This is a genomic window from Thermomonospora umbrina, from assembly GCF_003386555.1.
Lineage (GTDB): Bacteria > Actinomycetota > Actinomycetes > Streptosporangiales > Streptosporangiaceae > Thermomonospora > Thermomonospora umbrina.
The window spans coordinates 4670947-4696514 of record NZ_QTTT01000001.1; the positions used below are offsets into that span (position 1 = coordinate 4670947).

Annotated in this window: 15 protein-coding genes and 1 tRNA gene; 7 read left to right on the forward strand and 9 right to left on the reverse strand. The window is 69.2% G+C overall.

The genetic code is table 11. The features are described 5' to 3' along the window. Window positions 1-111 precede the first annotated feature (111 nt). From DFJ69_RS20835 to DFJ69_RS20845, 3 genes are all read left to right on the forward strand, one after another. Entirely contained in the window at window positions 112-3783 is a 3672-nt protein-coding gene (locus DFJ69_RS20835) for a LamG domain-containing protein (RefSeq protein ID WP_147312380.1), read from the forward strand. A gap of 115 nt (window positions 3784-3898) precedes the next feature. Further along, the gene (locus DFJ69_RS20840; protein ID WP_116024158.1) at window positions 3899-11077 is read left to right on the forward strand and encodes a polymorphic toxin-type HINT domain-containing protein; all 7179 of its coding nucleotides are present in this window, start codon (window positions 3899-3901) and stop codon (window positions 11075-11077) included. 58 nt (window positions 11078-11135) lie between these two features. After that, complete coding sequence (locus DFJ69_RS20845) at window positions 11136-11573, forward strand: hypothetical protein (protein WP_116024159.1); 438 nt, start codon at window positions 11136-11138, stop codon at window positions 11571-11573. A gap of 378 nt (window positions 11574-11951) precedes the next feature. On the opposite strand, the gene DFJ69_RS20850 is transcribed toward DFJ69_RS20845, so the two are convergent. Then, entirely contained in the window at window positions 11952-12725 is a 774-nt protein-coding gene (locus tag DFJ69_RS20850; RefSeq protein ID WP_170177728.1) for a phosphoribosyltransferase, read from the reverse strand. After that, window positions 12712-13629: a DNA-processing protein DprA gene (locus DFJ69_RS20855; RefSeq protein ID WP_116024161.1), complete on the reverse strand. Its 918-nt coding sequence runs from the start codon at window positions 13627-13629 to the stop codon at window positions 12712-12714. Before DFJ69_RS20855 ends, DFJ69_RS20850 begins: the two co-directional genes overlap by 14 nt. 273 nt (window positions 13630-13902) lie before the next feature. Here DFJ69_RS20855 and DFJ69_RS20860 point away from each other — a divergent pair, with 273 nt between their 5' ends. The 3 genes from DFJ69_RS20860 (at window position 13903) to DFJ69_RS20870 (ending at window position 16659) form a co-directional block, all read left to right on the forward strand. Beyond that, window positions 13903-14682 carry a class I SAM-dependent methyltransferase gene (locus DFJ69_RS20860; protein ID WP_116026771.1) on the forward strand — a complete coding sequence of 260 codons (780 nt, stop codon included), beginning with the start codon at window positions 13903-13905 and terminating at the stop codon, window positions 14680-14682. 52 nt (window positions 14683-14734) lie between these two features. Next, the gene (locus DFJ69_RS20865; RefSeq protein ID WP_116026772.1) at window positions 14735-15055 is read left to right on the forward strand and encodes a hypothetical protein; all 321 of its coding nucleotides are present in this window, start codon (window positions 14735-14737) and stop codon (window positions 15053-15055) included. A 623-nt stretch (window positions 15056-15678) separates the two neighbouring features. Further along, a complete protein-coding gene (locus DFJ69_RS20870; protein ID WP_170177729.1) occupies window positions 15679-16659 on the forward strand; it encodes a helix-turn-helix domain-containing protein in 981 nt (326 codons plus the stop codon). Here the strand turns inward: DFJ69_RS20870 and DFJ69_RS20875 are convergent. The 6 genes from DFJ69_RS20875 to DFJ69_RS20895 all read right to left on the reverse strand — a co-directional run bounded on the left by DFJ69_RS20875 (window position 16656) and on the right by DFJ69_RS20895 (window position 24371). Next, the gene (locus DFJ69_RS20875; RefSeq protein WP_245974493.1) at window positions 16656-18911 is read right to left on the reverse strand and encodes a transcriptional regulator; all 2256 of its coding nucleotides are present in this window, start codon (window positions 18909-18911) and stop codon (window positions 16656-16658) included. The genes DFJ69_RS20870 and DFJ69_RS20875 overlap by 4 nt on opposite strands. Before the next feature lie 14 nt (window positions 18912-18925). Next, window positions 18926-18997 (reverse strand) — tRNA-Gly (locus DFJ69_RS34400). 52 nt (window positions 18998-19049) lie between these two features. Then, window positions 19050-20012, reverse strand: coding sequence for an SDR family oxidoreductase (locus DFJ69_RS20880; RefSeq protein ID WP_116024164.1), 963 nt, complete (start codon window positions 20010-20012; stop codon window positions 19050-19052). A gap of 22 nt (window positions 20013-20034) precedes the next feature. After that, window positions 20035-21660 (reverse strand): IucA/IucC family protein, encoded by a 1626-nt coding sequence (locus DFJ69_RS20885; RefSeq protein ID WP_116024165.1) that lies wholly within the window; start codon window positions 21658-21660, stop codon window positions 20035-20037. Between the two features lie 3 nt (window positions 21661-21663). After that, window positions 21664-23223, reverse strand: a complete 1560-nt coding sequence (locus DFJ69_RS20890) for an IucA/IucC family protein (protein ID WP_116026773.1) — start codon at window positions 23221-23223, stop codon at window positions 21664-21666. Next, window positions 23220-24371 carry an ATP-grasp domain-containing protein gene (locus tag DFJ69_RS20895; RefSeq protein ID WP_116024166.1) on the reverse strand — a complete coding sequence of 384 codons (1152 nt, stop codon included), beginning with the start codon at window positions 24369-24371 and terminating at the stop codon, window positions 23220-23222. Before DFJ69_RS20895 ends, DFJ69_RS20890 begins: the two co-directional genes overlap by 4 nt. 135 nt (window positions 24372-24506) lie before the next feature. On the opposite strand from DFJ69_RS20895, the gene DFJ69_RS20900 reads away from it, so the two are divergent. Further along, window positions 24507-25121, forward strand: a complete 615-nt coding sequence (locus tag DFJ69_RS20900) for an HD domain-containing protein (RefSeq protein ID WP_116024167.1) — start codon at window positions 24507-24509, stop codon at window positions 25119-25121. A 116-nt stretch (window positions 25122-25237) separates the two neighbouring features. Here DFJ69_RS20900 and DFJ69_RS20905 read toward each other — a convergent pair whose 3' ends face one another. Further along, window positions 25238-25522, reverse strand: a complete 285-nt coding sequence (locus tag DFJ69_RS20905) for a DUF4031 domain-containing protein (protein WP_116024168.1) — start codon at window positions 25520-25522, stop codon at window positions 25238-25240. Between the last annotated feature and the right edge of the window lie 46 nt (window positions 25523-25568).

Genomic DNA, 25568 nt, shown 5'->3' on the forward strand with positions numbered 1-25568 from the left:
ACAGGTTTGTAATCTAACGGTTAGCAGTCCGTTATGAACATTCCGGAAGATCATCCCGGATGTCGGTTCTGCTACGACTTTGGGTCGTATGCCTGATGCGATGAGGTCGTAGTGAACGTGCGACGCACTGTTGCCTTTTTGACGGCGGCGGTCACGGGTTTGGGTTTGGGCCTGGTCCAACCTGTCGTCGTCCAGCCTCCAACGGCTGCCGCCGAAGTGACCGATTCCCGGCCTCCGGTGGACCCGATGCGCGTCGCCGTTGAGGCGGCGATGGAGAAGGCGGAGAAGTCGGGGAAACCGACTCCGGTGTGGCAATTGACCGGGGAACGCCGTGAGGTGGTCGCGAGGCCGGATGGTCTTCTGGAGCAGAATCTGACGACGGCACCGGCGCGGACGTGGCGCTCGGGTGGCTGGGTGGACGTCGACACGGATCTGCGGCGTGCCGATGACGGTTCGGTGGCGCCCGTGGCCACGACGGTGGGTCTGCGGTTCTCCGGTGGGGGCAAGGGTCCGTTCGTGCGCATGATCCGGGCGGGCCGGGAGTTCTCCCTGGGGATCCCGGGCGACCTTCCTGAGCCGCGGCTCGAAGCGGATTCGGCGACGTATGTCGATGTGCCGTTCAAGGGCGTGGATCTGCAGGTCAGGGCGCTGGAGGACGGGTTCAGTCACAGTTTCGTGGTGCGGAACGCCCAGGCGGCGGCCGACCCGCGCCTCGCTCGTCTGCAGCTTCAGATGGGCGGCGGTCTGGCCGTCGGTTCGGATGGGCGTGGCGGGTTGAAGGTCAAGGACCCGGGCTCGGGCGGCGTGATGTTCGAGGCGCCCCAGCCGCAGATGTGGGACGCGACGTTGACGGAGCCGACGGAGGGTTCGGTCGCCCGCGTCAAGCCCACCGAGCGGGTGCGCAAGGAGCTGGAGAAGGCGCCCGGCCCCGCGTCGAAGGTGCGCCCCCTGGCGGCGACCGTCACCGGAAAGACGCTGAACCTGGTGCCCGACCGGACGTTGCTCACGGATCGCTCGGTGACCTTTCCCGTGGTCATCGACCCGGCTTGGCGGACCCCGCTGTCCACGGCCGCGGTCATGGTCAACACCGACTACGCCACCGACACCTCGTGGGCGGACGAGGGCATGGGCATCTGCAAGAACGGCGATCCGCACATGAGCAACTGCGGCGGCGACGGGACCGTCACCAAGCGGCTCTTCTACACCTTCAAGCCGGCGGGCTGGAAGGACCAGGCCGTCATCGCGGCCGAGTTCGAGGTGAACGAGGTCTGGGCCTACAACTGCACCGCGTCTGAGATGCAGGTATGGCGGACCAAGCAGCCCAGCGGGGCGACCACGTGGGGACAGCAGGCGGGCACCAACTTCGCCGGCTTCTGGCAGCAGAAACTGGCGTACAAGAGCGTGGCCCACGGCAACGAGGGCATCGGATGCAATGACCACACGGTGGAGTTCCGTTCCACGGAGCTGCGGGAATACGTCGAGAGCCTGAACACCGTCGACAGTCCGACCCTGACGTTCGGTCTCAAGGCGGCCGACGAGGGCAGCGTCACCGGCTGGAAGCGGTTCAGCAACAAGGCGGCCCTCCGGCTGGTCATCAACGTTCGGCCGACGCAGCCCGGCCTGGGCGGGATGAGGATGAGCAACGGCACCAGCGTCAACGGGATCTGCCAGCCGGCGAACGACCCGCTCATCGTGACGGGCTACCCCGCCAAGCTCCAAGCCGAGATCACCGACCCGAACGTGGGCGAGAAGCTGCAGGGCGAGGCCGTTCTGGCCTGGGACGACGGCACCGGCTGGCGGGACCAGGTCACCAACATCACATCCGACGTCCGCAACGAGTCCGACGATGTGGACAATCCGACGACCTACACGTTCGCCATGTCGAGTTCCACGCATCACATCTTCATTCCGGAGAACAAGCTGGTCTCGTGGCGGGCCAGAGGTTGGGATTTCAAGAAGAATCAGGATACCGGGCAGGACACGAACGAATGGCAATCGGCGAGCCTGTGGAGCAACGCCTCCGACCTCGACTCGCCGGGCGGAGTCAGGCACGCGTGCCACTTCATCATCGACACCGCTCGGCCGCCCGCGCCGAAGGTGACCTCGGCGGATGGTCGGTATCCGCAGAAGCCGCCGAACCTCGGCTGGTACGGGGCCGCGGGGGTCGCCGGGAAGTTCGACATCAGGGCGGGCAGCACCGCCGCCGCGGACAAGCCGACGAGCTACCGCATCCACCTCAGTGGGTGGACGTCTCCCCGTGAGGTTCCCGCGGACGCCAACGGAAACCTTCTCGGCTACTCGATCACCCCGGACAGCTCGGGCGAGAAAATGCTGAAGGTCGAGGCGAAGGACCAGGCCAACAGGACCAGCGCCCAGGCCATTTATGAATTCCGTGTCAACCACACGACCCCCTACGAAGGCTATTGGCGCCTGGACGAGCAGGGGGGCTCCAGCGCGGTCAACGAGATGGACACCGGCCTGCACAACCTCCAGCTCAAGGGGACCGACTACACCTGGAAGACGCCGGCCAAGATCGGCACCGGACTCACCGTGAACGTCGACTCGGACTCCGCCACGCGCGGGTACGCCGAAACGTCTCAGCGCGTCGTCGACCCCACCCAGAGTTTTACCGTCGCGGCCTGGGTCAAGCTGGACAAGAAGACCTGGTACTCGACGGCCGTCGGCCAGGACGGGGAGGTCAACAGCTCGTTCTACCTGACGTACAACCACGGCAAGGACCGATGGGCCCTGACGAATCGTGGAGAGGTCGCGCAGGCGCTTTCAGCGCAACCCCCCCAGATAGGGAAATGGACCCACCTGGTCGGTGTCTACGATGCCGCCAGCAAGCAGTACAAGCTGTACGTCAACGGTGTGCACGAGGGCACCTCGGGGACCGTACCGGCCTGGAACGGCGGCGATGGCCCCCTCACCGTTGGGCGGGGAAAGACGGAGGGATCCCCGGTCGACTTCTTCCCGGGAACCATCGACGACGTCCGCGTGCAGAGGAAGGCGGTGACCCTGGCGGAGGCGCAGCGTCTGTTCTACGGCACGGTGGCGGCCCGTTGGAAGCTGGACGCGAACGCCAACGGCAGCACCCTCGATGACACCGGGATCGGGCTGGTGCTCAAGAATCGGGCCACGACGGCGACGGCCGCGCGTTGTGGGGAGAAGGTGATCGACGGCGGTTGTCTGGTTCTGGGTGATCCGTCGGAGACGCAGGTGGTCGGTGACGACCACGCGGTGACGACCGGCCCGATCATCCGCAGTGACCAGAGCTTCTCGGTCGCGGGTCATGTGATGTTGTCGTCATTCCCGACCGGGCGGGAGACGTTGTTCTCTCAGGCGGGGACGAACACCAATGCGTTCACGGTGCGTTTCAACCGCCAGGCGTCGGGCGGGAACGGGGCGTGGGAGATCGACGTCCCCGACAGTGACGCGGCGGGCGTCGTTCGCAGGACCGTGCAGCACGAGTCGTGTCGGGTCTGCAACGAAGAGAACGCGCCGGATCACGTGGCACTGGTGTACGAGGCGCCGCGGCGGACGCTGAGTCTTTATGTGAACGGCCTGCTGTCGGCACAGTTGGAGTCGACCCGGGACGACGTCAGCATTTTCCGTGCCAATGGTGCTTTCGGGATCGGCGCGATGGTCCAGGGCGGCGTGGCGTCGGAGTTCCTGCGGGGGACGGTCGATGACGTGTGGGTCTATCAAGGTGACTTGAAGGACGGCCAGATCATCGAGCTCGCCGCCGGTCAGTCGGGTCTGACCAGGGAGAACGCACCCTGACATCGTGCTCGCGCTCTTGAGCGGGTTCGCTTGACGGTTCACCGGATCGTGCCCCCCGGATGACGGGGGACGCGGAGACGCCTGCGCCGGGCAGGGCTGAGGGAGAAGAGTGAGCATGGCCGAGCGCCGCTCGAAGATCATGTCAGCGCGCACCGTGCGCTGGCTCGCCGCCGTGGTCGTGGCGCCCGTGGTGGCCGGAGTGCTGTCGCCGGTCACGGTCGAGGCCAAGCCGAAGGCACCACCCCGACCTAAGGTCCACGACGTCAAGCCCGTCGAGGGCAAGAAGCTATCGGCCAAGCCCCGCAAGTCGACTCCCGAAGCCTTCACCGACGCCCCGCTGAAGGACACCGCTTGGCCCACGCCGGGGACCGCAGAGGTCACGGTGCCCGAGGGAGCGTCCGCGTCCCCCCGGCGTGCGGGCTCTCTGCCCGTCTCCGTGACCGCCCCCGGCGCGCATCCTCGACTGCGGGGACGGGCGTCGGCCCGTGACGAGAAGCTGCCGCCGGCGCAACGGCTTCGGGTCGCGATGCTGGACAAGGCGGCGGCGAGCAAGGCCCGACTGAGCGGCCCCGTGTTCACGGTCGCACAGCCGACGCCGACCGACGACGTCACCGCTCAGCGCTCACCAGGCCCGGTGAGGGCCGGCGTCCGGCTCGACTACTCGGCTTTCCAGAACCTGTACGGCGGTGGCTACGGCTCTCGCCTACGGCTGGTTCAGTTGCCGTCCTGTTCCCTCACCACTCCCGAACGGGACGAATGCCGGAAGGCCACTCCGGTCCCCGTGGTGAACGACACCGAACATCACCTCCTGGTCGCGGATGTGACGGTTGCGTCACCCGAGACCGCCGCGACGGCCGGCACGACGGTGCTCGCGGCGGTCGCGGCCGAGTCCGGCGCGAACGGCGACTACAAGGCCACTTCGCTGTCGCCCTCGGCGAAGTGGGAGACCAACGCGCAGTCCGGTGACTTCAGCTGGAGTTATCCGCTGAAGGTGCCGCCCGTTCCCGGTGGGCTCCTGCCTCAGTTGTCGATTTCCTACGGCTCGGGATCGATCGACGGCCGTACGAGCAATACCAACGGCCAGTCGTCGTGGGTGGGCGATGGGTTCGAGTTGTCGCCGGGCTTCATTCAACGCAGCTATAAGTCGTGTAAGGACGACGACGCGGGCGAGGACGAATGGGGAAACCATCCCGGCGACCAGTGCTGGGGTGACGACAATGCCGTCCTGTCGTGGCAGGGCGAGGGCGGCGAGCTCATTCCGGTCGGCAACGGCCGTTACCGGATCAAGGACGATGACGGTATTCGTGTCGAGCGGTTGACGGGTAATGGCGACAACACGAACAACGGCGACGACGACGACGAGTACTGGAAGATCACCAAGGCCGACGGGACACGGTACTACTTCGGTAAGCATCGATTGGAGGGCTGGTCTCCGGGCGATCCGGTGACGAACTCGACGTGGTCGGCTCCGGTGTTCGGTGACGACTCCGGCGAGCCGTGCCACCAGGCGGCGTTCAAGGATTCCTCGTGTCCGCAGGCATGGCGCTGGAACCTCGACCATGTCGTGGATCCGGACGGTAACGCGATCACCTACTACTACAAGACCGAGACCAACCACTACGGTACCAACCTCAAGGCCGAGGACGAGACCCCTTACACCCGAGGCGGGACTCTCGACAAAATCGAGTATGGTCTGCGTCAGGGCAACCTGTGGCCGGTGAAGGCCCCGGCGGTAGTGGACTTCTCGACCTCTGAGCGCTGCATTCCCAACGCCAACTTCAACTGCGACCCCGCCCAGATCGACGCGCACCGCGCCGCCTGGCAGGACGTGCCCTGGGACCTCAACTGCAACGCCGGGCAGCGATGCGAGGACAACCACGGCACCCTGTCGCCGACGTTCTGGTCGCGCCTTCGCCTGACGGGAATCGCCACCAAGGTGATCAAGCCGGACGGCAGTGACTGGCGGACGGTGGACTCGTGGAAGTTGACGCACGGTTGGGGCAACGCGGACACCGATCGTTCTCTTCTGCTGAAGTACATTCAACACACGGGGCACGGTTCCGGCGGCGATGTGACCTTGCCGGCGATCGGTTTCGGCTATGACGACAGTCCCAACCGCGTCGACGCCCCGGACGACGACCTCGGCCCTTTCGTGAAGTATCGGTTGGCTCTCATCAATGATGAGTACGGGTCTCAGACGTCGGTGAACTACACCCACAACTGCGTCAGGTCCGCACTGCCGACTCCGGCGACGAACACGAAGCTGTGTTTCCCCGTTCGCTATGACAACGGGTCGGGCGTCACGACCGACTGGTTCCACAAGTATACGGTCGACAAGGTCACCGTGGTCGATCGCACCGGTGGTTCGGACCCAACGGAGACGAACTACGAATACGTGGGCGGCGGCGCCTGGCACTGGGACGACACGTCCTTGACCAAGGACAAGTACAAGACCTGGTCCCAATGGCGCGGCTTCGGCCACGTCAAGGTGTTCAGCGGGGGAGTGGGCGAACCACCGAAGTCGCAGACCGATCATCATTTCCTGCGCGGTATGGACGGTGACCGCGACGCCTCCGGTGGCACCAGGTCGGTGCTGATCGCCGACGGCTATGAGGGCATGCACGCCGACCATGACGCCCTCGCCGGCTTTGAGTGGAAGACGGTGACCTTCGTCGACGCGGGCGGCGCCTGGCACACCAAGACGCTCAACGACCCCTGGCTGCACCAGACGGCGTCACGGACCCGTGGCGGCCGAACGATCACCGCCAACTTCGTCAACATCGCCTCCACCCGAACCTTCACCAACAAGGGCGGAGCCGACTGGCGACCCACGCGGGTGACCTATGCCTACGACAACGCCACGGGTTTGGGTAAGCGGGTCAACGACGAAGGTGACCTGTCCGATCCCGACGATAACCGATGCACCGACACGACTTATTCCGAAAACACATCCGGAATGTTCGGCTTTCTCGCATCCGTTCGAACCATCGCCTTGACTTGCGGGGATGTGGACGCGGGAAGGGCCGATTACACCAAGCACCTGATCGAGGCCGCACGTACGTACTACCTCAGGGACGACGGCACCGAATCGCCGCTGGGCGGCGACCCGGTGCGCGGTCGGGTGGCCCGGACCGAGAAGGTGTCCATGGCGACCACGGCGAGCAAGATCGAATACGTCACCGCGACGAAGACCGGTGGCTACGATGTTTATGGTCGGGTCACCTCCCAGACGGTGGTGGACAACTCGGCCCCGGCAAACCCTGTCGAGCGCATTGCGACGACCGTCTTCACACAGCAGCCGAGCACCGCTGGCACCGGTCTGACGACGCAGATCAAGACCACGAGCCCGCCCGCGAACCCGACCGTGCCACAGACGGCTCAGACCAGGACCACGACCCTGGACCCCGCTCGTGGTGTGGCCCTCGTCGAGCTGGACGCCAACCTCAAGAGGACCGAGCAGGCGTACGACGGGCTCGGACGTTTGACCCATGTGTGGCTTCCCGACCGTAACCGGGCCCGTGGCGCACTGCCCACCCTCGAGTACAAGTACCACGTGACCGAGGGACAGATCGTCGCCGTGGGATCCCGGGGGCTGACGGTCAATGGTGGGCAGATGCCGTGGAGTTACACCCTTTACGACGGGTTGCTGCGCGAACGGCAGACTCAGGTGCCCGGACCCGGCGGTAACAAGCTGGTCGGCGACACCGTGTACAACGACCTGGGCAAGCCCAAGTTGACGTATCTGCCTTATTACGAGTCGGGCCCGCCGACCGCCGATCTGTGGGGTGTCGTCGAACCCGGGACGGTGGAGTCGCAAATTCGGTACGAGTACGACGGGTTGGGCCGTGGCGTTGTCGAGGCTCTCGTCGATGGCGCGGGTGACACCACCGAGAAGTGGCGCACGACGACGACCTATGGGCCGAACTGGGTCAGTGTGACGCCACCCCAGGGCGGAACGCCGACGACCACGTACTCCGATGCGAGCGGTCGGACCACCGAGCTGCGTCAATACAACGCCGCGACACCTTCGGGGGAGGGACAACCCGCCGATCCCAACAGCAACGCCTACGTGCTCACCCGCTACGGCCACGCGATGACCGGCCAGATCAACTCGATCATCGGCCCCGGCGGTAAGACCTGGGGCTTCCATTACGACGTGCGTGGTCGGAAGGACAGCCAGAGCGACCCCGACAGCGGCAGCACGCAATACCAGTACGACGACCTCAACCAACTCACAATGACCACCGACGCCCGTGGACACAAGGTCATCTCCGAGTACGACTGGCTGGGGCGCAAGATCCGCACCAAGGACGGTGCGGGTGCGAAGTTGACGGAATCGACGTACGACACGATCGCTCTTGGGTATCTCACGTCGTCCACGCGTTACGCAAAGGCGCGCAACGGGACCGTTCAGCCCTATGTCTCCACGGTCAACGAGTACGACTCCCTGTACCGGCCGAGGCGTACGACCGTCTCCATTCCGACTGCGGAGACGGGGTTGGGCGGATCGTATGAGTTCAACACCGGTTACAACAGCGACGGCACCGTTCAGTCCATGGGCATGCCCGCGGTGGGTACTCAGGGTGCCGGCGGGCTGCCGGCCGAGGTCCTGTCGTTCGGTTATGACGCCATCAAGCGGCCGACCACGATCGGCAGCAATCTGGTCAGCCCGCTGGAGGGCTATGTCTCTGCGTCGACGTATCAGCCCACGGGTGAGCCCTGGACGTACGATCTGACGACCGGTGGCAAGAAGACCCAGTTGTTCTACGATTTCGACAAGACCACCAAGCGGCTCACGCGCTCCTACGCCGTTCGGGTCAATCAGCCCGGGTATGGGGACCGGGACACCCGTTACCGCTATGACGACGCCGGGAACATCACGCAGATCGCGGACACGATTCCGTCGGCGGCGGATCCGGCGGTGCCGATCAAGGACAACCAGTGTTTCCGGTACGACCATCAGCGTCGTCTGACCGACGCCTGGACGCAGACCGTTCCCTCTGGCGGGGAGGCGACGTGCGCGGCAGACCCGACCACCGCCGGCATCGGAGGCCCCGCCCCATATCGGAAGCACTACTCCTACACGCAGGACGGCAACCGGACCAAGGAGCAGCACTGGGGGGCTGGTGCGGCCGGGGGTTCCTGGCGTTGGGACCGCGGCTACAGCTACGCCGGTGACTCCGGCGTCGACCCCGCCCAGTACAAGGGCCACCAGCTCGCCCGCTACTACCAGCACCCCGACGACGGCACCGGCCAGAACCCGCAGACGTTCACCACCACCTACGACGCGGCCGGCAACGCAAAACGACGCGTGGGCGGGAACACCACGCAAGATTTGGACTACAACTCCGAGGGGCGGCTCAGCACCGTCAAGGAGACCACCGGCTCCTCGGTCAAGGACACCAGCTATATCTATGACTCTGGCGGCGGCCGCCTGCTCAGTCGTGATTCCGACGGGGGCGCCACGCTCTACCTGCCGGGCACGGAACTGCGGACCGATGCAGCGGGCACGAACACCAAGGCCACCCGCTACTACACCCATAACGGGCAGACGATCGCGCAACGGACCAGCGGTGGCGTCAAGTTCTTGGTCACCGACCACCAAGGGACCCCCACCCTGGCCATCGACGCCGGCAACCACACGCTGGCCCGCCGCTGGTTCAGCCCCTTCGGAGAAGAACGCGCGGCCCCGACGGGTGCCTGGCCCTCGACGACCACGAACCGCTCGTTCCTCGGCGGGATCATCGACCAGACCGCCAGCGCCAACCGCAACCTCACCCTGACCCGCCTCGGCGTACGCGACTACGACCCCAACACCGGCCGCTTCACCACCGTCGACCCCATCGCCGACTTCGGCAACGCCCAACAGATCAACGGCTACAACTACGCCAACAACAACCCCGTCACCTTCAGCGACCCCACGGGACTGTGCCCCGGCAAGTCCTGCATGGGCTCCGAACCCGGTGGGGGCAGCGAGGACGACAGCGCGAGCGACAGCACCGGCGGCGGAGGAGGCGGAGGCGGCGGAGGCGGAGGAGGTTCGGGCCGCTACGGCTACAACGACGCCGCAGCCAACCCGATCAGCTACACGGCGGTCGGTCTCCCGTATCCCTGTTTCCTGAAGCCGTGGGGCTGCACGGATGCGCCGGACCTGCGCCTTGAAGAGCTGAGGGACCTCGCTCTTGGGGCGATCGAGGGAGCCATCGAGTCGGAAATTGCGGGTGGCTTCAAGTGGCAGGCGGACATGAGAAACAGCGCCGCAGCCATGGTGGACGGATCCACGGCTCGTCCCGGGGGAGCCGGCGGATTCACTCCGGTCGAACCAGTGATTCCGGATTATCTCGATATCAAAATTCCTGGCGCTGATCGCGATAGTCCAGTTTTTAAGGAAGCACGCAAGCTCGGTGGCCTTCTTGGGATTCCTCTACCGGGAAGTGTGGGGACCAAGGCACCCCGGATCGGGGTTAGAGCGGCAAAGGGCATCAGGTCGCGCTTCGGCCGAAGGGGTTGCCGTGGCTTCAACAGCTTCATTCCCGGCACGCAGGTCCTGATGGCCGACGGCACCCACAAGCCCATCGAGGACATCGCCGTGGGTGACATGGTCCTGGCCACCGACCCGGAGACCGGCGAGACCGTGCCCCGGAAGGTCGTGGGCACCATCACCGGCGACGGCCGCAAGGAGCTCGTGGAGATCACCGTCGTCGCCGATGCGCCGTACGGTGACACCGCCGGCCCGATCACCGCCACGGCCGAGCACCCCTTCTGGGTCGCCGGCGCCCTCGGCCGGTGGACGGACGCCGAGGACCTCCGCCCCGGCATGCGCCTGCGCACTGACTCCGGATTCACGGTGCGCGTCGAGGCCACCCGCATCCGCACCAGCGCCGATCAGCGGGTCCACAACCTCACCATCGCCGGCATCCACACGTACCATGTCCTTGCGGGCGAGACTCCGGTCCTCGTTCACAACGCTGACGAAACCGGGATCGACCTCAGCAATGCGACACATTGGAAGGGTCGTTTTCCCGTGGGCGGTGAGCTGGATGACGGAGGGCCCGCGAATGGAATCTTGTATAGGACGCAAAATGGTGCTGTGAGCAACTATGCGGTCTACGACGCTGACGGAGTCATTCTGAGGAGAGTGGACCTCGTGGGTGCATCCCATGGCGGAGTTCCTACGCCGCATGTGCAGGAATTCTCTCGAAACGTGACCCCCGATGGTCGAGTCTTTCCCCGTCAGAATAAGATTGCACTCCCTGCGGGTCCCGGAGACCTTCCGCGCGCCGGATGCCCCTGATGCCCTCCAGGTGCCTTCACCTCGTGAGCGTCTGTGATCCGAGAGGAGTGAGTCTGACGTGGATTTGAACGGCATCCGGGAGGTGAGGGCCTGGATCGCCGAGGTCGGTCCCTTCGATCTCAGGACGTTCATGCTCTCCAACGTGTCCATCGCGGAGGCCGGGGCGGTCGCCATGCTCGTACTTCCTCGGTTCATCGAGTATCGAGGATGTGTGCTCTTGGATTTCACGTTCGACGAGGCGGGAGTCGATTTGTGGCTGGAGCGTCTTCAGGGTGAGCGAAAAGCAGTCGAGGCCATGGTGAATCATGTGCATCTGTGGGATTTTTTCGCGCCCCGGGCCGAGGCTGAAAATGAAGTGCTGAAGGACCTCGGTCGTCGAATGGTCGCCTCTTGGGAGGCCATGGCACTCCTGCAGTTCCCCCAAAAGTCGTTTACTGTGAAATTTGATGATGGGTCTAACGACTATGGGCCCACACTGGCGATCAGCACGGCTTGAACGGGGAGCGGGGTCTCGCCGTAGATGGGTGAGTCGTAGCTCAAGGACCCGGCAGTCAGGAAATACTCGGAGCGAAGGGCGAACGAGCTCGTCATCTATCAAAGCGATTCGGTGTCAGCGCTGCTGCGGAGGCAGTAGAGGACTCGTGGTCTGACTGGCTGCAACTGGGTCTAGCGGAGTTCTCCGCGGAGTCGGCAGTGCTGCAACGTCTTGCGGAACACGGGCGAACAAAGCGAATCAGGCGGGTCGCCACCCAGCGGCTGCGGGAGCTTGGTCACTGACCGGGAGGATGGCACTCGAACGCCGGGTGTTCCCCTCGCCTTCGCGCTGGCGGCGTGTCCGATGACGTTCTGACGTTCATGAGGACGACAGCCCTCGTCAGGAGCGCGGGGGGTGAGGGGTGCCGTGGAGGGCGCAGTCGTCGAGTCGGAAGCGGGTGTCCTTGATCGTGCGCAGCAGCGGCAGCCATGGGTCCCAGTCCGGCTTGGCGTGGCGGCCGAGGGTGACCGCTGCGACCTTGGCGACCCCCGCCGCCTTGAGGGTGTGAGAGGCCGACTGCATGCGCGAGCCGGTCGTCCAGGTGTCGTCGAGGAGGAGGACGGTCTTGCCGCGCAGGTCGAGCGGCGGGTCCGGCTCGACGGCGAACCGGTCGCGGTCGAAGGTGCGGCCCTCGTCGCCCCGGCCCGTGGCGACGAGGGGGACCCAGGGGAACGGGAGCCGATCACCGATCAAGAGGCGGAGCGGGTGCGGTCCCGGCCTGCCGCGCGTGCTGGGCACCACGGCGGCGTGGTCGGGTGGGGATCCGCCGAGTGACCTCATCAGGCATCTCGCGTGATCGGCGAAGAAGAGCGTCAGCAGTCCGAGAAGCCTGGAGCGGGACTGTTCCGACACCCGTAGGCCCTTGTATGCGGCGAGGTCGTGGGCGTGCTGATTGCCCTTGACCGCGTACGAGATCGGTACGACGGCGTCGGCGGTGCCGTCGGGCGATGCGCGGAAGTGGTCGCCACAGGGCCTGCAGCGGAGGTAGGACTCTCCCGCCGGGCCGCGGCACACCACGCAGACACCGGGGCCGGCAGGCAAGGGGTTCCGCAGGTAGTGACCGTGCTTGGAGATGAGATCGCGGATGTGCGCGTGCGGATCAGGTCCAGGCAAACGGCAGCACCTCTGGGAAGGAGTCGGGGGTGATCTGGGCTTCCCTGATGACCTGGTCGGCGGATTCGAGCATCGCGTCAACGTCGCGGACGACATGGACGCCGGGGCGTTCGGCGAACTCCCGGGCCCAGTCGTGTTCGAGGAGTTCGTTCGGCATGATGACGGATCGTCCATGCTCCAGCGCCAGCCGGGCCTGGATGCGGGCTCCGCTTCGCCACGGTGCCTCCACCACCAGCGTGGCCGCCGCGTATCCGCTCATCACCGCGTTGCGCATCGGGAAGCTCTGCTTCGACGGCGGTGCGTCCGGCCAGAACTGGCTGGCCACGAGGCCCTCGCGGGCGATGCGGTCTTGGAGCCCGTGGTTCTCGGCGGGGTAGTGCCGTCGGATCCCGGTGCCGATCACGGCGACGGTACGACCGCCGGCGGCGAGCGCGGCCTCGTGGGCGGCGGTGTCGATTCCGCGGGCGAGGCCGCTGACGACGGTCACCTTGTTGCGCGCCAACTCCGTGGCGACCGTCCGGGCGATGCCCAGGCCGCGCTCGGTCGCCTGCCGGGTGCCGACGACGGCGATGGCGCATCTGTCCTCGGTGGGCGTCCCGCGGGTGAAAAGGATCGGCGGCATCTGGTGGACGTCCCGGAGTTGGGTGGGGTAACCGGCGTCGAAGAAGGCGTGGAAGCCGAGCCCCTCCTCCCGCCAGGCCGTGATGTCGCCGGCGGCCTCGACGATCGCCTTCTCAACGGCGTCGTCCTCGTCGAACAGGACGTCCTGAAGCCGCAGACGCCGTTCGAGCACGCCCACGGCGCTGTCGGCCTCCAGGACCTCGTGGGCCGTCTCGTTCCACCGCGCCCCGGGAAGGCGCAGCAATGCCACGAGAGCGGCGCGTTCTCGCAGCGTCGGGTCCATACCGCGATGCTAGCCAAGGGGACGGTGGATCATGCATTCCCTGGGGGGAGTGTGATCGCGCCCGCGCCTTCAACGTACTGACCACGACGTCGGTGCTGTGGGCGTTCCTTCTCGCCGGGCCCTCGTCGATCCACGCGCTTGGCCTGGGCTTGAGGCCCGCTTTGCGGCATATGGGGTGGGCGTGCACGGATCGTTGCGACGAATGTGAGGGACACCCTCTGGCCTTGGCCGTCGTTCCGGGGGATGATCCGGGGATCGAGCGAGGAGGTCGGAGTGACGGTGGCGCGTGAGGAGAAGATCGTCCGGGAGGTCGGCGGGCGGCCGGCGCGGGGGGCGGATCCCCGGTTGAGCATGACCTTCACCGCCAATCTGGCTCGGCTGGTGGAGTTCACCGAGCCCGAACTCGATCCGGAGGACGTGGTCCTGGAGGTCTGCGCGGGCACCGGGCTGTTGTCGCGGGCGATCGCGCGGCGGGTGCGGCACGCCACGGCGCTGGACCTCGACGCGGCGCTGCTGGACGAGGGCAAGCGGGCGGCCGACCAGGACGCGCTCACGAACGTCACGTTCACCAAGGGCGACGCCACCGACCTGCCGTACGTGGGCCGCTCCTTCACGCTGCTGCTCACCCGCTTCTCGCTGCACGAGGCGGAGGACCCGGCGACGATCCTGCGTGAGCTGGTACGGGTCAGCCGGCCGGGCGCGGGGCTCGTCGTCGCGGACCTCGTACGCGCGAACGCCGTCGAGGGCGACCCCGACCGGCTGGAGCGGCTGCGCGACCCGTCGCACGGGGAGCTGCTGACCGTGGAACGGATCACGGAGCTGATCGCCGAGGCCGGGGCCGAGGTCAAGCGGACCGACCTGTTCGACGTCGTCCGGCCGGTGGAGGCGTGGTTGACCAAGGCGGGCACCCCCGACGACGTGGCCCACGACATCCGCGCCGAGCTGACGGCGGAGCTGGAGGGCGGGCCCGCGACGGGGCTGCGGCCGGTGGAGGTGGACGGAGCGTTGTGCATCACCCAGGCCAACGCGTATTTCGGAGCCATCGCCCCCTGAAATTCGACCAACTGTTCGACGTCGCCCGTCGCTCGCCCCTATGCTCTCGAACATGAGTTCTGTCGGTGGCGTACTCCCCGGCATCGCCCCGGAGCGTGAGCCCGCAGCACTGGCGATGCGGATCGGCCTGGTGGCGGCCGAGGCGGCGCTGGCCTCGTTCGCCCGCAATCTCGACCTGGACGAGGTGGAGGCGGGGTGCGTCGACTTCCAGGGAGCGATCGGCCCGGCCGAGTGGCCGGTGTTCTCCCTGGTCCTCGACACCCTCGCCGGCGCCGACCCGCGCGACGACCGCCCCCTGGACGAACGGCGCGTGGACGCCCTCAACGACCTGGCCCGCATCTGCCTGGCCGCCAAACGAGCCCGCGCCGCCTAACGCCCGAGCGCCACCGCCCACCCCGCCGGCGTCCGGCCCCACTGGCAACCGCTCACGGCAACGCGCGGCGGCGACGCGCGTCCAGCGGCAACGCGCGCACAACGGTCAGGTGCCGCCCCTGGCAACGTGGGGCCCACCGGCAACGTAAGGCCCAACGGCAACGCGTCGCCTTCGAACGCGGACCCCAACGGTCAGGGGCCTCCCACGGCAACGTGCGGCCCAACGGCAACGTGTGGCCAAGGCAACGTGTCGTCCTCCAAGGCGGGCCCAACGGTCAGATGCCGCCCGTGGCAACGTGGGGCCCAGCGGTAACCTGGGGCCCAACAGCAACGTGGGCCCAACAGCAACGCGTCGTCTCCGAACGCGCGCCCAACGGTCAGCCGCCGCCCGACGGCATTGCGTCGCCCAACGGTCGGCTGCTCCGACCGCATTGAGCATGGACGGCACGGCGGTATGGCGTTGAAAGCGGAGCCAGCGCCCTCCCGTCCCTCCGGAAGGCCCGGGCCCGCGCAGCGCCCCCGCCCTGCCCGTGCGGGTGTCCTCCCCCTGAACCTGGGCCGAAAGCGCCCTTTGAGGGTGATACTGGGGTAAGAGGGATGTCGGTCACGGTGAGGGGGTCCGTGATGCCGCAGTTGCCGCTCGGGTCGGCCGAGTTCTCTGGCCTGGAGGGGTTCGACGCGTTACGGGAGACCCTGTGGAATCAGCCCGTACCGGTCCGCCTCGACGCGCCGCAGTCGGCGGTCGCCGATTTCGTGCTGCGCAGCCGGTCCTCGCAGTGCGGGCCGATGGAGCTCCTCCAGTTCGCCACGACGTCGCTGGAGTGCGTGCGGTCCGCCTCCGCGATCAGGCGGGGCGACGCGGACCTGTACGGACTGTACGTTCAGTTCGAAGGCGGCACGTTCATCGAGCGGGACGATCAGAGGGAGTCCCTCGGTCCGGGGGAGATGGCCCTCGTGGACCTCGGCCGGCCCTTCGCCGACGTGCACGCGTCGGTCGACGTCAGCCGCATGCTGGTGACCTTTCCGCATGACGCGCTCGGCCTGAGCCCCGACCGGATCGCCTCGGGCCTGGCGGGCCGTGCCCTACCCGTCGCGCACGGCGTGGGGCCGCTGTTGGTGCCGCTGCTGTGCGCCATGAACGAGCACGCCGACGCCTTGTCTCCGGGCGACGCGGAGCAGGCCGCCCGCAACTCGCTCGACCTGCTGTCGGTGTTCCTGTCGGAGGCGCTGGACGACGCGACGGGGCGTCACGACGCGACGCGGCGGTCGCTGGTGCTGCGGGCGACGGCCTACGTTCGGCGTCACCTCGCCGACCCCGACCTGTCGCCGTCCGTGATCGCGGCGGTCCACCACGTGTCGGTGCGCAGCCTGCAGAAGCTGTTCGCCGATCAGGGGCTCACCGTGGCGGGCGTGATCCGCCGCGAGCGGCTGGAGCAGTGCCGGCGACGGCTCGAGGACCCGGCCCACGCCGAGTCGTCGATCACCGAGATCGCTTACCGGGCGGGGTTCCGGGACTCCGCCCACTTCAGCCGGGCCTTCAAGGCCGCGTACGGCACGAGCCCCCGTGAGCACCGGATCGTCGCCGCCGTACGGACGAACGCCTAACGCGACGGGGTCTCCCGCATCCAGTGGCCGTTCGCCTGCCAGCCGAGGAAGCGGCGGGCCGTGGGCGCGGAGCCGTCGTCGAGGCTGCCGCCCACGAGGACGTGCCGCAGGCCCGTGACCACAGGGTCCAGGCGGTCGACGACGTGGTCGGGCTGCCGGTCGAGCTCGTCTTGGATCCAGGCGGTGACGCCGATCTGCTCCTTGAGCCCGCACAGGGACAGGAAGAACAGCGTCTGGCGCCAGGCGTACGCGGCGTCCTTGATGGTGGACCGGGGGCTCGGGTTGTTGTGCACCTTGGCCACCAGCGAACGGGTGGCCGTGAACGCGCGGCGCGCCAGGTCGTCCCAGCCGGGGGACGGGTCGACGCCGATCGGGTGCACCAGGGCCGCGAGGTTGTGCGTGGTGAGGATCTGCGCCTGCTCGATCACCATGCCGTTCCGCACCACCCACCCGCCGTCCGGCGGGAGCGCGGCACGGCGGAGACACAAGGCGTCGAAGCCCTCCGAGGAGACCGCCGGACGGAACCTCCGGAGATTCGCCCGCCCGTCGTCGAGCGCGCGGACGGCGGCGAAGTCGACGCCGTAGTACCGCTCGTACAGGCTGCCCTCCAGCACGTCGGCGGCGAGCCGCGCGGCCTTGGCGAACTTGTCGGAGAACGTGCCCATGAAGATGTCGGCCGCGAGCTCCTCGACCAGCGGGACGTCCATCCCCGCCTGCCGCACCAGGACGGCCATCTCCCGGATCAGCGGATTGGGCATGATCGTCCCGGGGAACCCCTGGATCGTCAGTTCGCCGAGCCGCGTCAGCGCCGTCCGCGCGTCGTCGGCCGACGCCCCGCCCCGACGGCGGTACGCCGACACCGCCTGCACCCACGGCAGCTCCTCGAACCGGACCTGGCTCTCCAGGTTCAGCAGGAGCAGCGACCGCCGGTTGCGGAACGCGCGGTACGCGCTCGCCATGAGGGTGCGCAGCGCCTCGTCCTGGTACGACAGGGCGGTCGTGGACGCCACCAACTGCGGGACCAGCTCGGCGAGCACCTCGGCGGACGGGACGACGCCCCGCTCGACGAGGGTGCCGATCGGGGCCTGGAGCGCGTTGGAGACGATGGCGCGCAGCGGCTCGGGCAGCGGGGCCCCCGGCACCGCGCCGGTGCGTCGCGCCTCGTCCTCCGTGATCGGCTTGATCAGCGGCTCGATCGACGGCGTCCCGGTGTCCTGCGGCAGCCCCGACAGACGCGCCAGCATGATCTGCGCCAGCGCGTGATGCGTCGGCCGGGCCGCCACCTCCGCCTGGACGCGGCGCAGCTCGGCGTGCTCGGGCGAGCCGGGCAGCCCGCGCTTGGCGACCATCGCGTCGACCGCGTGCTGGAGCAGCCCGGACCGCCTGCGGCCCTTCAGGGTGTCCTCCAGCGCCGTGCGCAGGATCGCCGGGTTGCCCTTCGGGTCCCGGTGCTTGCCGCACAGCGGATGCTCGGCGGCCAGCCGCCGGTGGCGCGCGAGCAGCTCGGTGCCGCGCCGTCGCCAGTCGTCCGGCTCCACCACGCCGACGCGACCGTCCTCGACGGTCTCCAGCCAGTGCGCCAGCAGCTCGTCGGCGAACGGGTTCCACACCGCGAGCGCCTCGTTCATCGCCTCGATCGCCGGCTTCGGCGACCGCACGCCGATGCGGGCGGCCACCTGGCCGACCGTCTCCCGGTACGCGAGGGACGCGTCGCCCGGCGGTGCGGCGGCGGGTCGGGGGAGCATGCGCAGCCGGTCCGTGAACGGGCCGATCGTCGCCAGCAGCTCCAGCGCGAACGCCCGGTCGCCCGCCCGCACCAGCCACGCCACCACCAGCAGCGCCGCCTCCTCCGGAACGAGGATCTCGTAGCATCCGCTGTCGAGCAGGGCGTACAGGTCGGCGAGGCCGACGTCCGACAGGTGGTACCGGAACAGCTCGCGCCGATCGGGGTCGATCTCGGCGCGGCGGGCGGCCCGGAGCTCGTACTCCTCGAGCGGCCCCCCGGCGGCGGCGTCACCGGTGGCGAACCCGCCCCGGACCACCTCGGGCGTCACCCAGGCCGGAAGACCCTGCACCGGGGTGCGCGAGCCGATCGTCAGCCCGCCGTCCGCCATCCCGGCGACGACCTTCTCCCACTGCCTCAGCCGCTTCTCGGCCCGGCGGCGCGTCGCCTCGTCCTCGTGGACGCCCGCGGTGACGAAGGCCTTCGCCATCTGCCCCGCCGCGTACGCGGGATTCGCCTGTACCTGCACGTCGTCGTTCATAGCCAGCGTGGCGGGTCCCGCCCCCGCGCCCTCCGGGATGGAAGCCCGGCGCTCTCCTCCTGAGCTACACGCTGTCCCGACACACCGTAGGGAACGTGCGAATCCGCCGCAATGGGATAAAGGGCCCTACGGTTCGACGGACAGCATGTCCTCGAATCCGAATTGCTTCATGACCTGGCGCTGCAGACCTCCCGACAGCGCGTTGAGCGGGCCGAGGAACGTTCCCACCGAGGGGTCGGCGACCCGGACCGGCCGCAGCCCGCGCGGTGTGCGGACCAGGGTGGCGACGGCGTCGGCGATCGTCTGGGGCGCGCCCTCCGGGTTCTCGACGAGCAGGACCTCGGCGCGTCGGGCCAGGTCGCCGTACTCGGCCCGGCGGAGGGCGTCGTCGGCGTCGAGGCCGCGCAGATACTCCTGGTAGTAGGCCACCCCGTTGGGCTCGATGATGTCCGTGGGATGGGCTCCGGGCTCCACCATCACGACGTCGACGCCGAGTTTCGAGACCTCGTAGCGGAGGATCTCGGTCGTGGCCTCCAGCGCCCACTTGGACGCGCCGTACGCGCCGACGAACGGCATGACCAGCCGGCCCAGCGCCGAGGTGATCTGCACGATCAGGCCGTCGCGGCGGGCCCGCATGAACGGCAGCACGGCGCGGTTCATCCGCAGCGACCCGAACAGGTTGGTGTCGAGCACCGCCTGGAGATCGGCGATCGTCAGGGTCTCCAGGATCGCCGGGAAGTAGATCCCCGCGTTGTTGACCAGCACGTCGATGCGTCCGGCCCGATCATGGACCAGACGCGTGCCCTCCTTGACGGACCGCTCGTCGCGCACGTCGATGTCGACGACCTCTAACGTCAGGTTCTCCTGCGCGGCGATGGCCCGCAGTTCCTCGGCCTCGTCGGCGTTGGCGGTCCGGGTGTCGCGCATCGAGGCGTACACCTGATGTCCGGCGCGGGCCAGCGTGAGCGCGGTCAGTCTGCCGAACCCGCTGCTGCACCCGGTGATCAGGACCGCCCGCGGTGGGGGCTCCGGCCAGGTGACGGCACCGTGCGCGACCGCCGCGCTCTGCGGGTTGAGGTTCTCGTCCATGACTGCGGACGTACCCCGGCGGCTAGGGCGACATGTGGCCGCGCAGCGGGTTGGGAACGGGCACGTACGTGGCGGCGCGGTCGGCCGACCTCGCCCAGCGCGCCCGCAGGTTCGCCTTGGCGGGCAGGGACGCACCGTCCAGCAGCGCCCGCAGGCGTGCGTTCCCGGGGTGGTCGTGGGCGAGGGAGGCGACGCGTTCGCGGACGGTGCGCCACAGGTCGCGTTCCAGCCGGGGGTGCAGGTCGGCCACGGCGGCGGCGACCTCGGCCAGGTGGTTGACGAACAGGCAGTACACGACGCGGTTCCAGCCATGGTCGGCGTCGTAGGTGAGGGCCTCGCGGACGCGTTCCGGCAGCCCGGCGAGGTGGCGGTCCCAGCGGCCGGCGACGAGCTTGGTGCCTTCGAGGTCGCGGAAGACCGCCTGCAGGGGCATGCCCTCCTCGTCTACGGAGACCAGGACATTCTGCAGGTGCGGCTCCAGGACGACGCCATGGACGAGGAACGCGTCCAGCACGGGCGGGACGACCAGCCCCACGTAGCGCTCCCACCAGATGAGCGCGTTCTCGGGCGTTTCCGGGCAGGGCGGCGTCGCGGCGTACGGGTCGGCGAGGGCGGCGGCCAGGAGCGGCGTGCCGGGGACGCTCCCGACGCCTTCGCGCAGGATCACCCCCAGCCCCTCGTACAGCCGCACGTCGGCCAGGTGGACGCTGCGGTACGCGGGCTCGGACAGCAGCCGGCAGCCCTCCATCCCGGCGAACACCGGGCGCAGCAGCCGGTCGAGCGTCACCGCCCCGGCCAGCTCGTACCAGGAGTTCTTGCGGACGCAGTTGGTGATGCGCACGTCCAGGCTGAACTTGCAGAACAGGTCGGCGTCGGGCACGTACACCGTCCGCACCGACGACGTCGGCACCACCTCGGGCCCTGCCGCCCCCAGGTCGAGCACGTCGCCCCGCGCCAGGGCCCGGCGGAGCACGGGACGGTCGGCGAGCAGCGACAACTGCCAGGGATGCGCCGGAAGCAGCCGGTACCCGCGCGGGGAAGGGGGGCCCAGCGCCTCCAACGCGGCGAACTCCGAGGGCTCGCCGCCCTCCGCGACCAGGTCGCCCCGCACCCCCAGCCAGCGCAACGGGAACCGGGCCCCCGCCTCCGGCGCGTACGGCAGCCACTCGGCCGGCGCGCCCTGCCGTGCCTTGGGGGAGGGGTGGAACCGGTGCCCGGCCACGAGCGACTGCTCCGACTCCACGAACCCCGGCGGGCCGTGGCCGGTCGACCGGGCGTCGACCAGCGCCTCCAGCGCGGCGTGGCTCGCGGCGACCTGACCGAGGAACTCGGGGTTCGCCTCGCCCGTGGCCAACTCCAGCTCACCGGCGATCAGGTCGGCCAGCCGCCGCCAGGACACCGCGATCCACCGCCCGTCGCGCCGCTCCTCGTACGGCGCGGCGAGCCGATAGGTGAACCCCACCGGCGGACGCGTCAGCCGGGACCGCAGCTCCACCCCGGCCCGGGGCAGCCGGATCACCAGGTGCGGGCCGTCGGTCCACACCCGGTGCTCGGGGGCGCAGACCTCCCGGACGAGGCAGTTGAGCAGGGCGGAGGCCGTCGCGTCGTCGGCGGACAGGACGCGGCCGGCGAGGCCGGTCGGCTGCACGTGTCAGTCCCGGGGGTAGTCGAGGTAGTTGGGCCCGTCGGGGCCGTAGTGCTTGTTGATGTCGTGCGCGCCGGTGCGGGCCTTGTCGACCAGGGTCCCGGCGGTCAGCATGGCCTTGCCGGGCAGCCGACGGGCGTCCAGCGTCCGGGAGCGCAGAAAGGCGTCCTGGGGGCCCAGAGCCGCGTCCAACCGTTCCCCGACCAGCGCGAGCCCGGTCCGCAGCGGGAGGAGACCGTGCTCGGCCAGCCCGAAGGCGAGCGCCCCGGCGCACAGGTGCAGGGTGATCGTCACGAAGACCCGCGCGAGCGCCTCGGGATCGTCGGTGACCATCCGACGATCTTCGAAGCCGGGGTCCCGCAGGTCGCCGAGCACGAGCATCCCGTCGTTGTCCTTGATCAGCAGCCGCAACGGGCCGCCGACACCGCCGGGTCCGTCGAGGACGAGGGCCACGTTCTGCTGGTGGGCCTCCAACGCGATCCCTCGACGGAACAGGGCGACGTTCCAGGTGAACAGGGCGGTCAGGTACTCGCCGAAGAGCGCGGGCACGTCCCACCGCTCGATCACGCGTCCGCCGTCGGGATGCTCGGCGAGCAGCGCCGCGACCGGGACGACGTGCGCGTCGAGCGTCACCGGCGGGAAGCGCCGCACGAGGAAGCCGAGGTACGGGTCGCCCGCGTGGCCGTAGGTCTGCTCGTCCGCCGCCAGGATCGGCAGGTGCGGCTCGTCGTCCAGCACCCGCCGGAGGAGACGCTCCGCGAGGGCCCCGTCGTGGAGCGTCCGGGGCGCGATGCTCCGCCGGTTGCGCAGCCCCAGCGTGCTCGTGGGCAACGGCACCTTGAGGTGGGTGAGGGCGTCGACGGCCACCGTCCGCATGGAGAGCGTCGGGCGGACCTCCAGAGACGGCGCCGGCGCAAGGGTGTGCCCCCGGGTCAACGGATGCACGGGGAACAGCTCGTGCCCCTCGTCGGGCGCGGCGGGCCACCAGGCGGGACGCCGCCCGGCCGACGTCACCCGTTCGCGCGGCACCGCCGTCCAGCGCATCGCGAACGTCGGGGCGAACTCGGGCGCGTACCGCCGCAGGTCGTCCTCGTCGAGCCCCGCCCGGCAGCGGCCGGTCGGGTAGACGGGATGGTCGGTGAACGCGGCGAGGGTCTCGTAGAACGTCCCCGGGCCCGGCGCGGGAGCGTCCCGGAGCCTTCGCAGAACCTCCGGCCGGGCGTCCTCGTGCAGGCGCAGCGTGTCCAGGCACTCCCGGCACTCCCGCTCGAACCCCGCGACGTCGTCACGCGGATCGGCCAGCGTGCGCACGACCGCGAACACGTCCTCCAGCCTCAGGCCCGCGCCCGCGTCCACCCGGACGTCGGCGAGGAACCCCGGTCGGACCGGCGTCAAGGGCACCGTGCGCCCGCCGGGCAGCCGCAACCCGGTCCCGTCGACGAGACCGCGCAGGCCGCCGTAGTCCTCGCGGAGCAGCGCCTCCAGCACCCGAACCGCCAGCCCCTCCTCCGGATCCGCGTGCCGGCCGGGGGCGTCCGCCGGCCACCGCAGGGGAGCGGCCGTCATGCGATCGCCCACGAACGGGCCGCCCGGAACCGTCGGATCGCCGCGTCGACCTCCGCCGCGTCCGGCCCGATCGCCTGGATGGTCCCCAGGTAGTCGCGGTTGGTCCTGGTCAGCGCCACGAAGTCGCCCGACTGCCGGACGGGCCGGTAGATCACCTGCACGGAGCCGTCGATCACCTCCGTGAAGCCCGGGGCCGACCGCAGCGTCCCCGCCCGCTCCGCCACGACGGACTCGACCGCCGCGTGCACGTCGGGCGGCGGGGGCGGCGCGCCCACCGACTCGCCCAGATGGACCCGCAGCACCTGCTCGAACAGCGGCACGCCCAACAGCTCCGCCAGCAGGAAGTCGCAGTGGTCCCCGATGATCCGGTAGTTGACCTCGATGATCCGCGCCCGTCCCTCGTGCACCACGAACTCCGTGTGGCACGCCCCGAACCCGACACCCAGCGCCGCGAGCTGCGCCGGCACCTGGTCGCTCTCGGGCGGCGGCGGCACCCAGTCGAGGCGCTCCTCGACGAAGTGCGGCGGGGGCGACAGCGTCGTCCGGTACGAGCCGAGCACGTGGAGCCGCTCGCCGTCGCCCAGGGTCTCCAGCGTGTGCAGGCGGCCCGGCAGGTATTCCTCGGCCACCAGCGGATCGTTCCGACGCTCGCGGATCTCCTTGTAGCGGGCGGCCAGCTCCTCGGGGTCGCCCACCAGGAACACGTCCTCGCTCGCCACTCCCTCCCGGGGCTTGAGCACCAGCGGGTACGGGCCGTCCGGCACGCCCGCGTCGGTGACCTGGGTGCTGAACACGGCGTCGATCCCCGCCAGGTGCCGCCGCAGCAGCGCCTTGTTCTTGGCCCGGATCGTCGCCCGCCAGTCCTTGCCGGGCAGCCCGAAGTAGGCGGCGGCCAGCGCGGTCGGGGTCTGCAGATGGTCGCTGTTGGAGAACACCGCGTCCGGGACGCCCTCCCTGGCCAGCAGGTCGACGATCGCCCGGTGGTCGGTCACGTCGCACGCCGCGACCTCCACGTCGGGGTACCGCCCGGCGTGCTCGGCGGGGCGGTCGGTGAGGAGGGTGACGCGCAGGCCGAGCCGTGCGGCGGCGGGCAGGAACCCGTACGTCACCGAGTCGGTCGCCTTGCCGGCGACCAGCACGAGGTCCACGGCCGAGCCCTTTCTATTGAGGTAAGGCTTACCTAACCCTCGGTAACCCTAGTGGGTGGCGGGCCCATCGTGCGGAGGAATCCCGCACGTGTCCCGCACGGCGGACGCGCACGGCGGACACGGCAGGATGACCCCATGAACCTAGTGGAGCGGTGGGTCGCGCTGGCCGGCGAGGAGACCCGCGACATCGGAGTCGACCTCGTGGCCCGCTACGACGAGCCGCACCGGCGGTACCACACCGCCCGGCACCTCGCCGCCGTCCTGGACCTGGTGGACGAGCTGGCCCCGCACGCCGACGACCCCGACGCGGTGCGCCTGGCCGCCTGGTTCCACGACGCCGTCTACGACCCCGAACGCGGCGACAACGAGGAGCTCAGCGCCGTGAAGGCCGAACGCGTCCTCGCCGACACCGACCTGCCCCCGACCGTCATCGCCGAGGTCGCCCGGCTGGTCCGGCTCACCCGGACCCACGACCCCGCACCCGACGACCGCAACGGCGGGGTCCTCTGTGACGCCGACCTCGCCGTCCTCGCCGCCGACCCGGAGGACTACGCCGCCTACGCCGCCGCCGTCCGCGAGGAGTACGCCTTCGTGCCCGACGCGTTCTTCCGCCCCGCCCGCGCCGACATCCTGCGCGGCCTCGTCGAACTCCCCGCCCTCTTCCACACCCCGGCCGCCCGCGACCGCTTCGAGGAACGCGCCCGACACAACCTGCGCACCGAGCTCATGCTCCTGGAGGCGTCCGCGTGACGTCGGCGTGGAACGGGCCCGTGCGAGCCGACCTGCGCATCGGGATCATGCTCCTGGAGGCGTCCGCGTGACGTCGGCGTGGAGCGGGCCCGTGCGAGCCGACCTGCGTACCACGCTCATGCCCCTGGAAGCGCGGTGACCCCGGGGCGGGGCCTGCGGCGGCGCAGCCCCGCGCGGACGAGGCGGGCCAGCAGCTCCTGGCAGCCCACCGGCGACGCGCCCAGCGCGACGGCGTGCTCGTACAGCCCCTCGGGTACGTCGTAGTGGTCGCGGTCGAACGCGCGAGGCGGCAGCCCCACCCGTTCGGCGAACGCGTGCAGCTCCTCGTACGAGGAGTCGCTGACCATGTGCGACCAGACGAGTCCCCGGGCCGGCCACAACGGCGGATCGATCAGGATCAAGGCGGCTCCAGGCTCCCGGGGACGATCCTTTAGAGTGCCACGGGAA

Excerpts from the sequence above, each read along its gene's own strand:
- DFJ69_RS20855 (WP_116024161.1), bottom strand. The coding sequence starts at position 13,629 with ATGGACCCGACGCTGCGAGAACGCGCCGCTCTCGTGGCATTGCTGCGC.
- DFJ69_RS20870 (WP_170177729.1), top strand. The coding sequence starts at position 15,679 with ATGCCGCAGTTGCCGCTCGGGTCGGCCGAGTTCTCTGGCCTGGAGGGG.
- DFJ69_RS20880 (WP_116024164.1), bottom strand. The coding sequence starts at position 20,012 with ATGGACGAGAACCTCAACCCGCAGAGCGCGGCGGTCGCGCACGGTGCC.
- DFJ69_RS20865 (WP_116026772.1), top strand. The coding sequence starts at position 14,735 with ATGAGTTCTGTCGGTGGCGTACTCCCCGGCATCGCCCCGGAGCGTGAG.
- DFJ69_RS20900 (WP_116024167.1), top strand. The coding sequence starts at position 24,507 with ATGAACCTAGTGGAGCGGTGGGTCGCGCTGGCCGGCGAGGAGACCCGC.
- DFJ69_RS20840 (WP_116024158.1), top strand. The coding sequence starts at position 3,899 with ATGGCCGAGCGCCGCTCGAAGATCATGTCAGCGCGCACCGTGCGCTGG.
- DFJ69_RS20890 (WP_116026773.1), bottom strand. The coding sequence starts at position 23,223 with ATGACGGCCGCTCCCCTGCGGTGGCCGGCGGACGCCCCCGGCCGGCAC.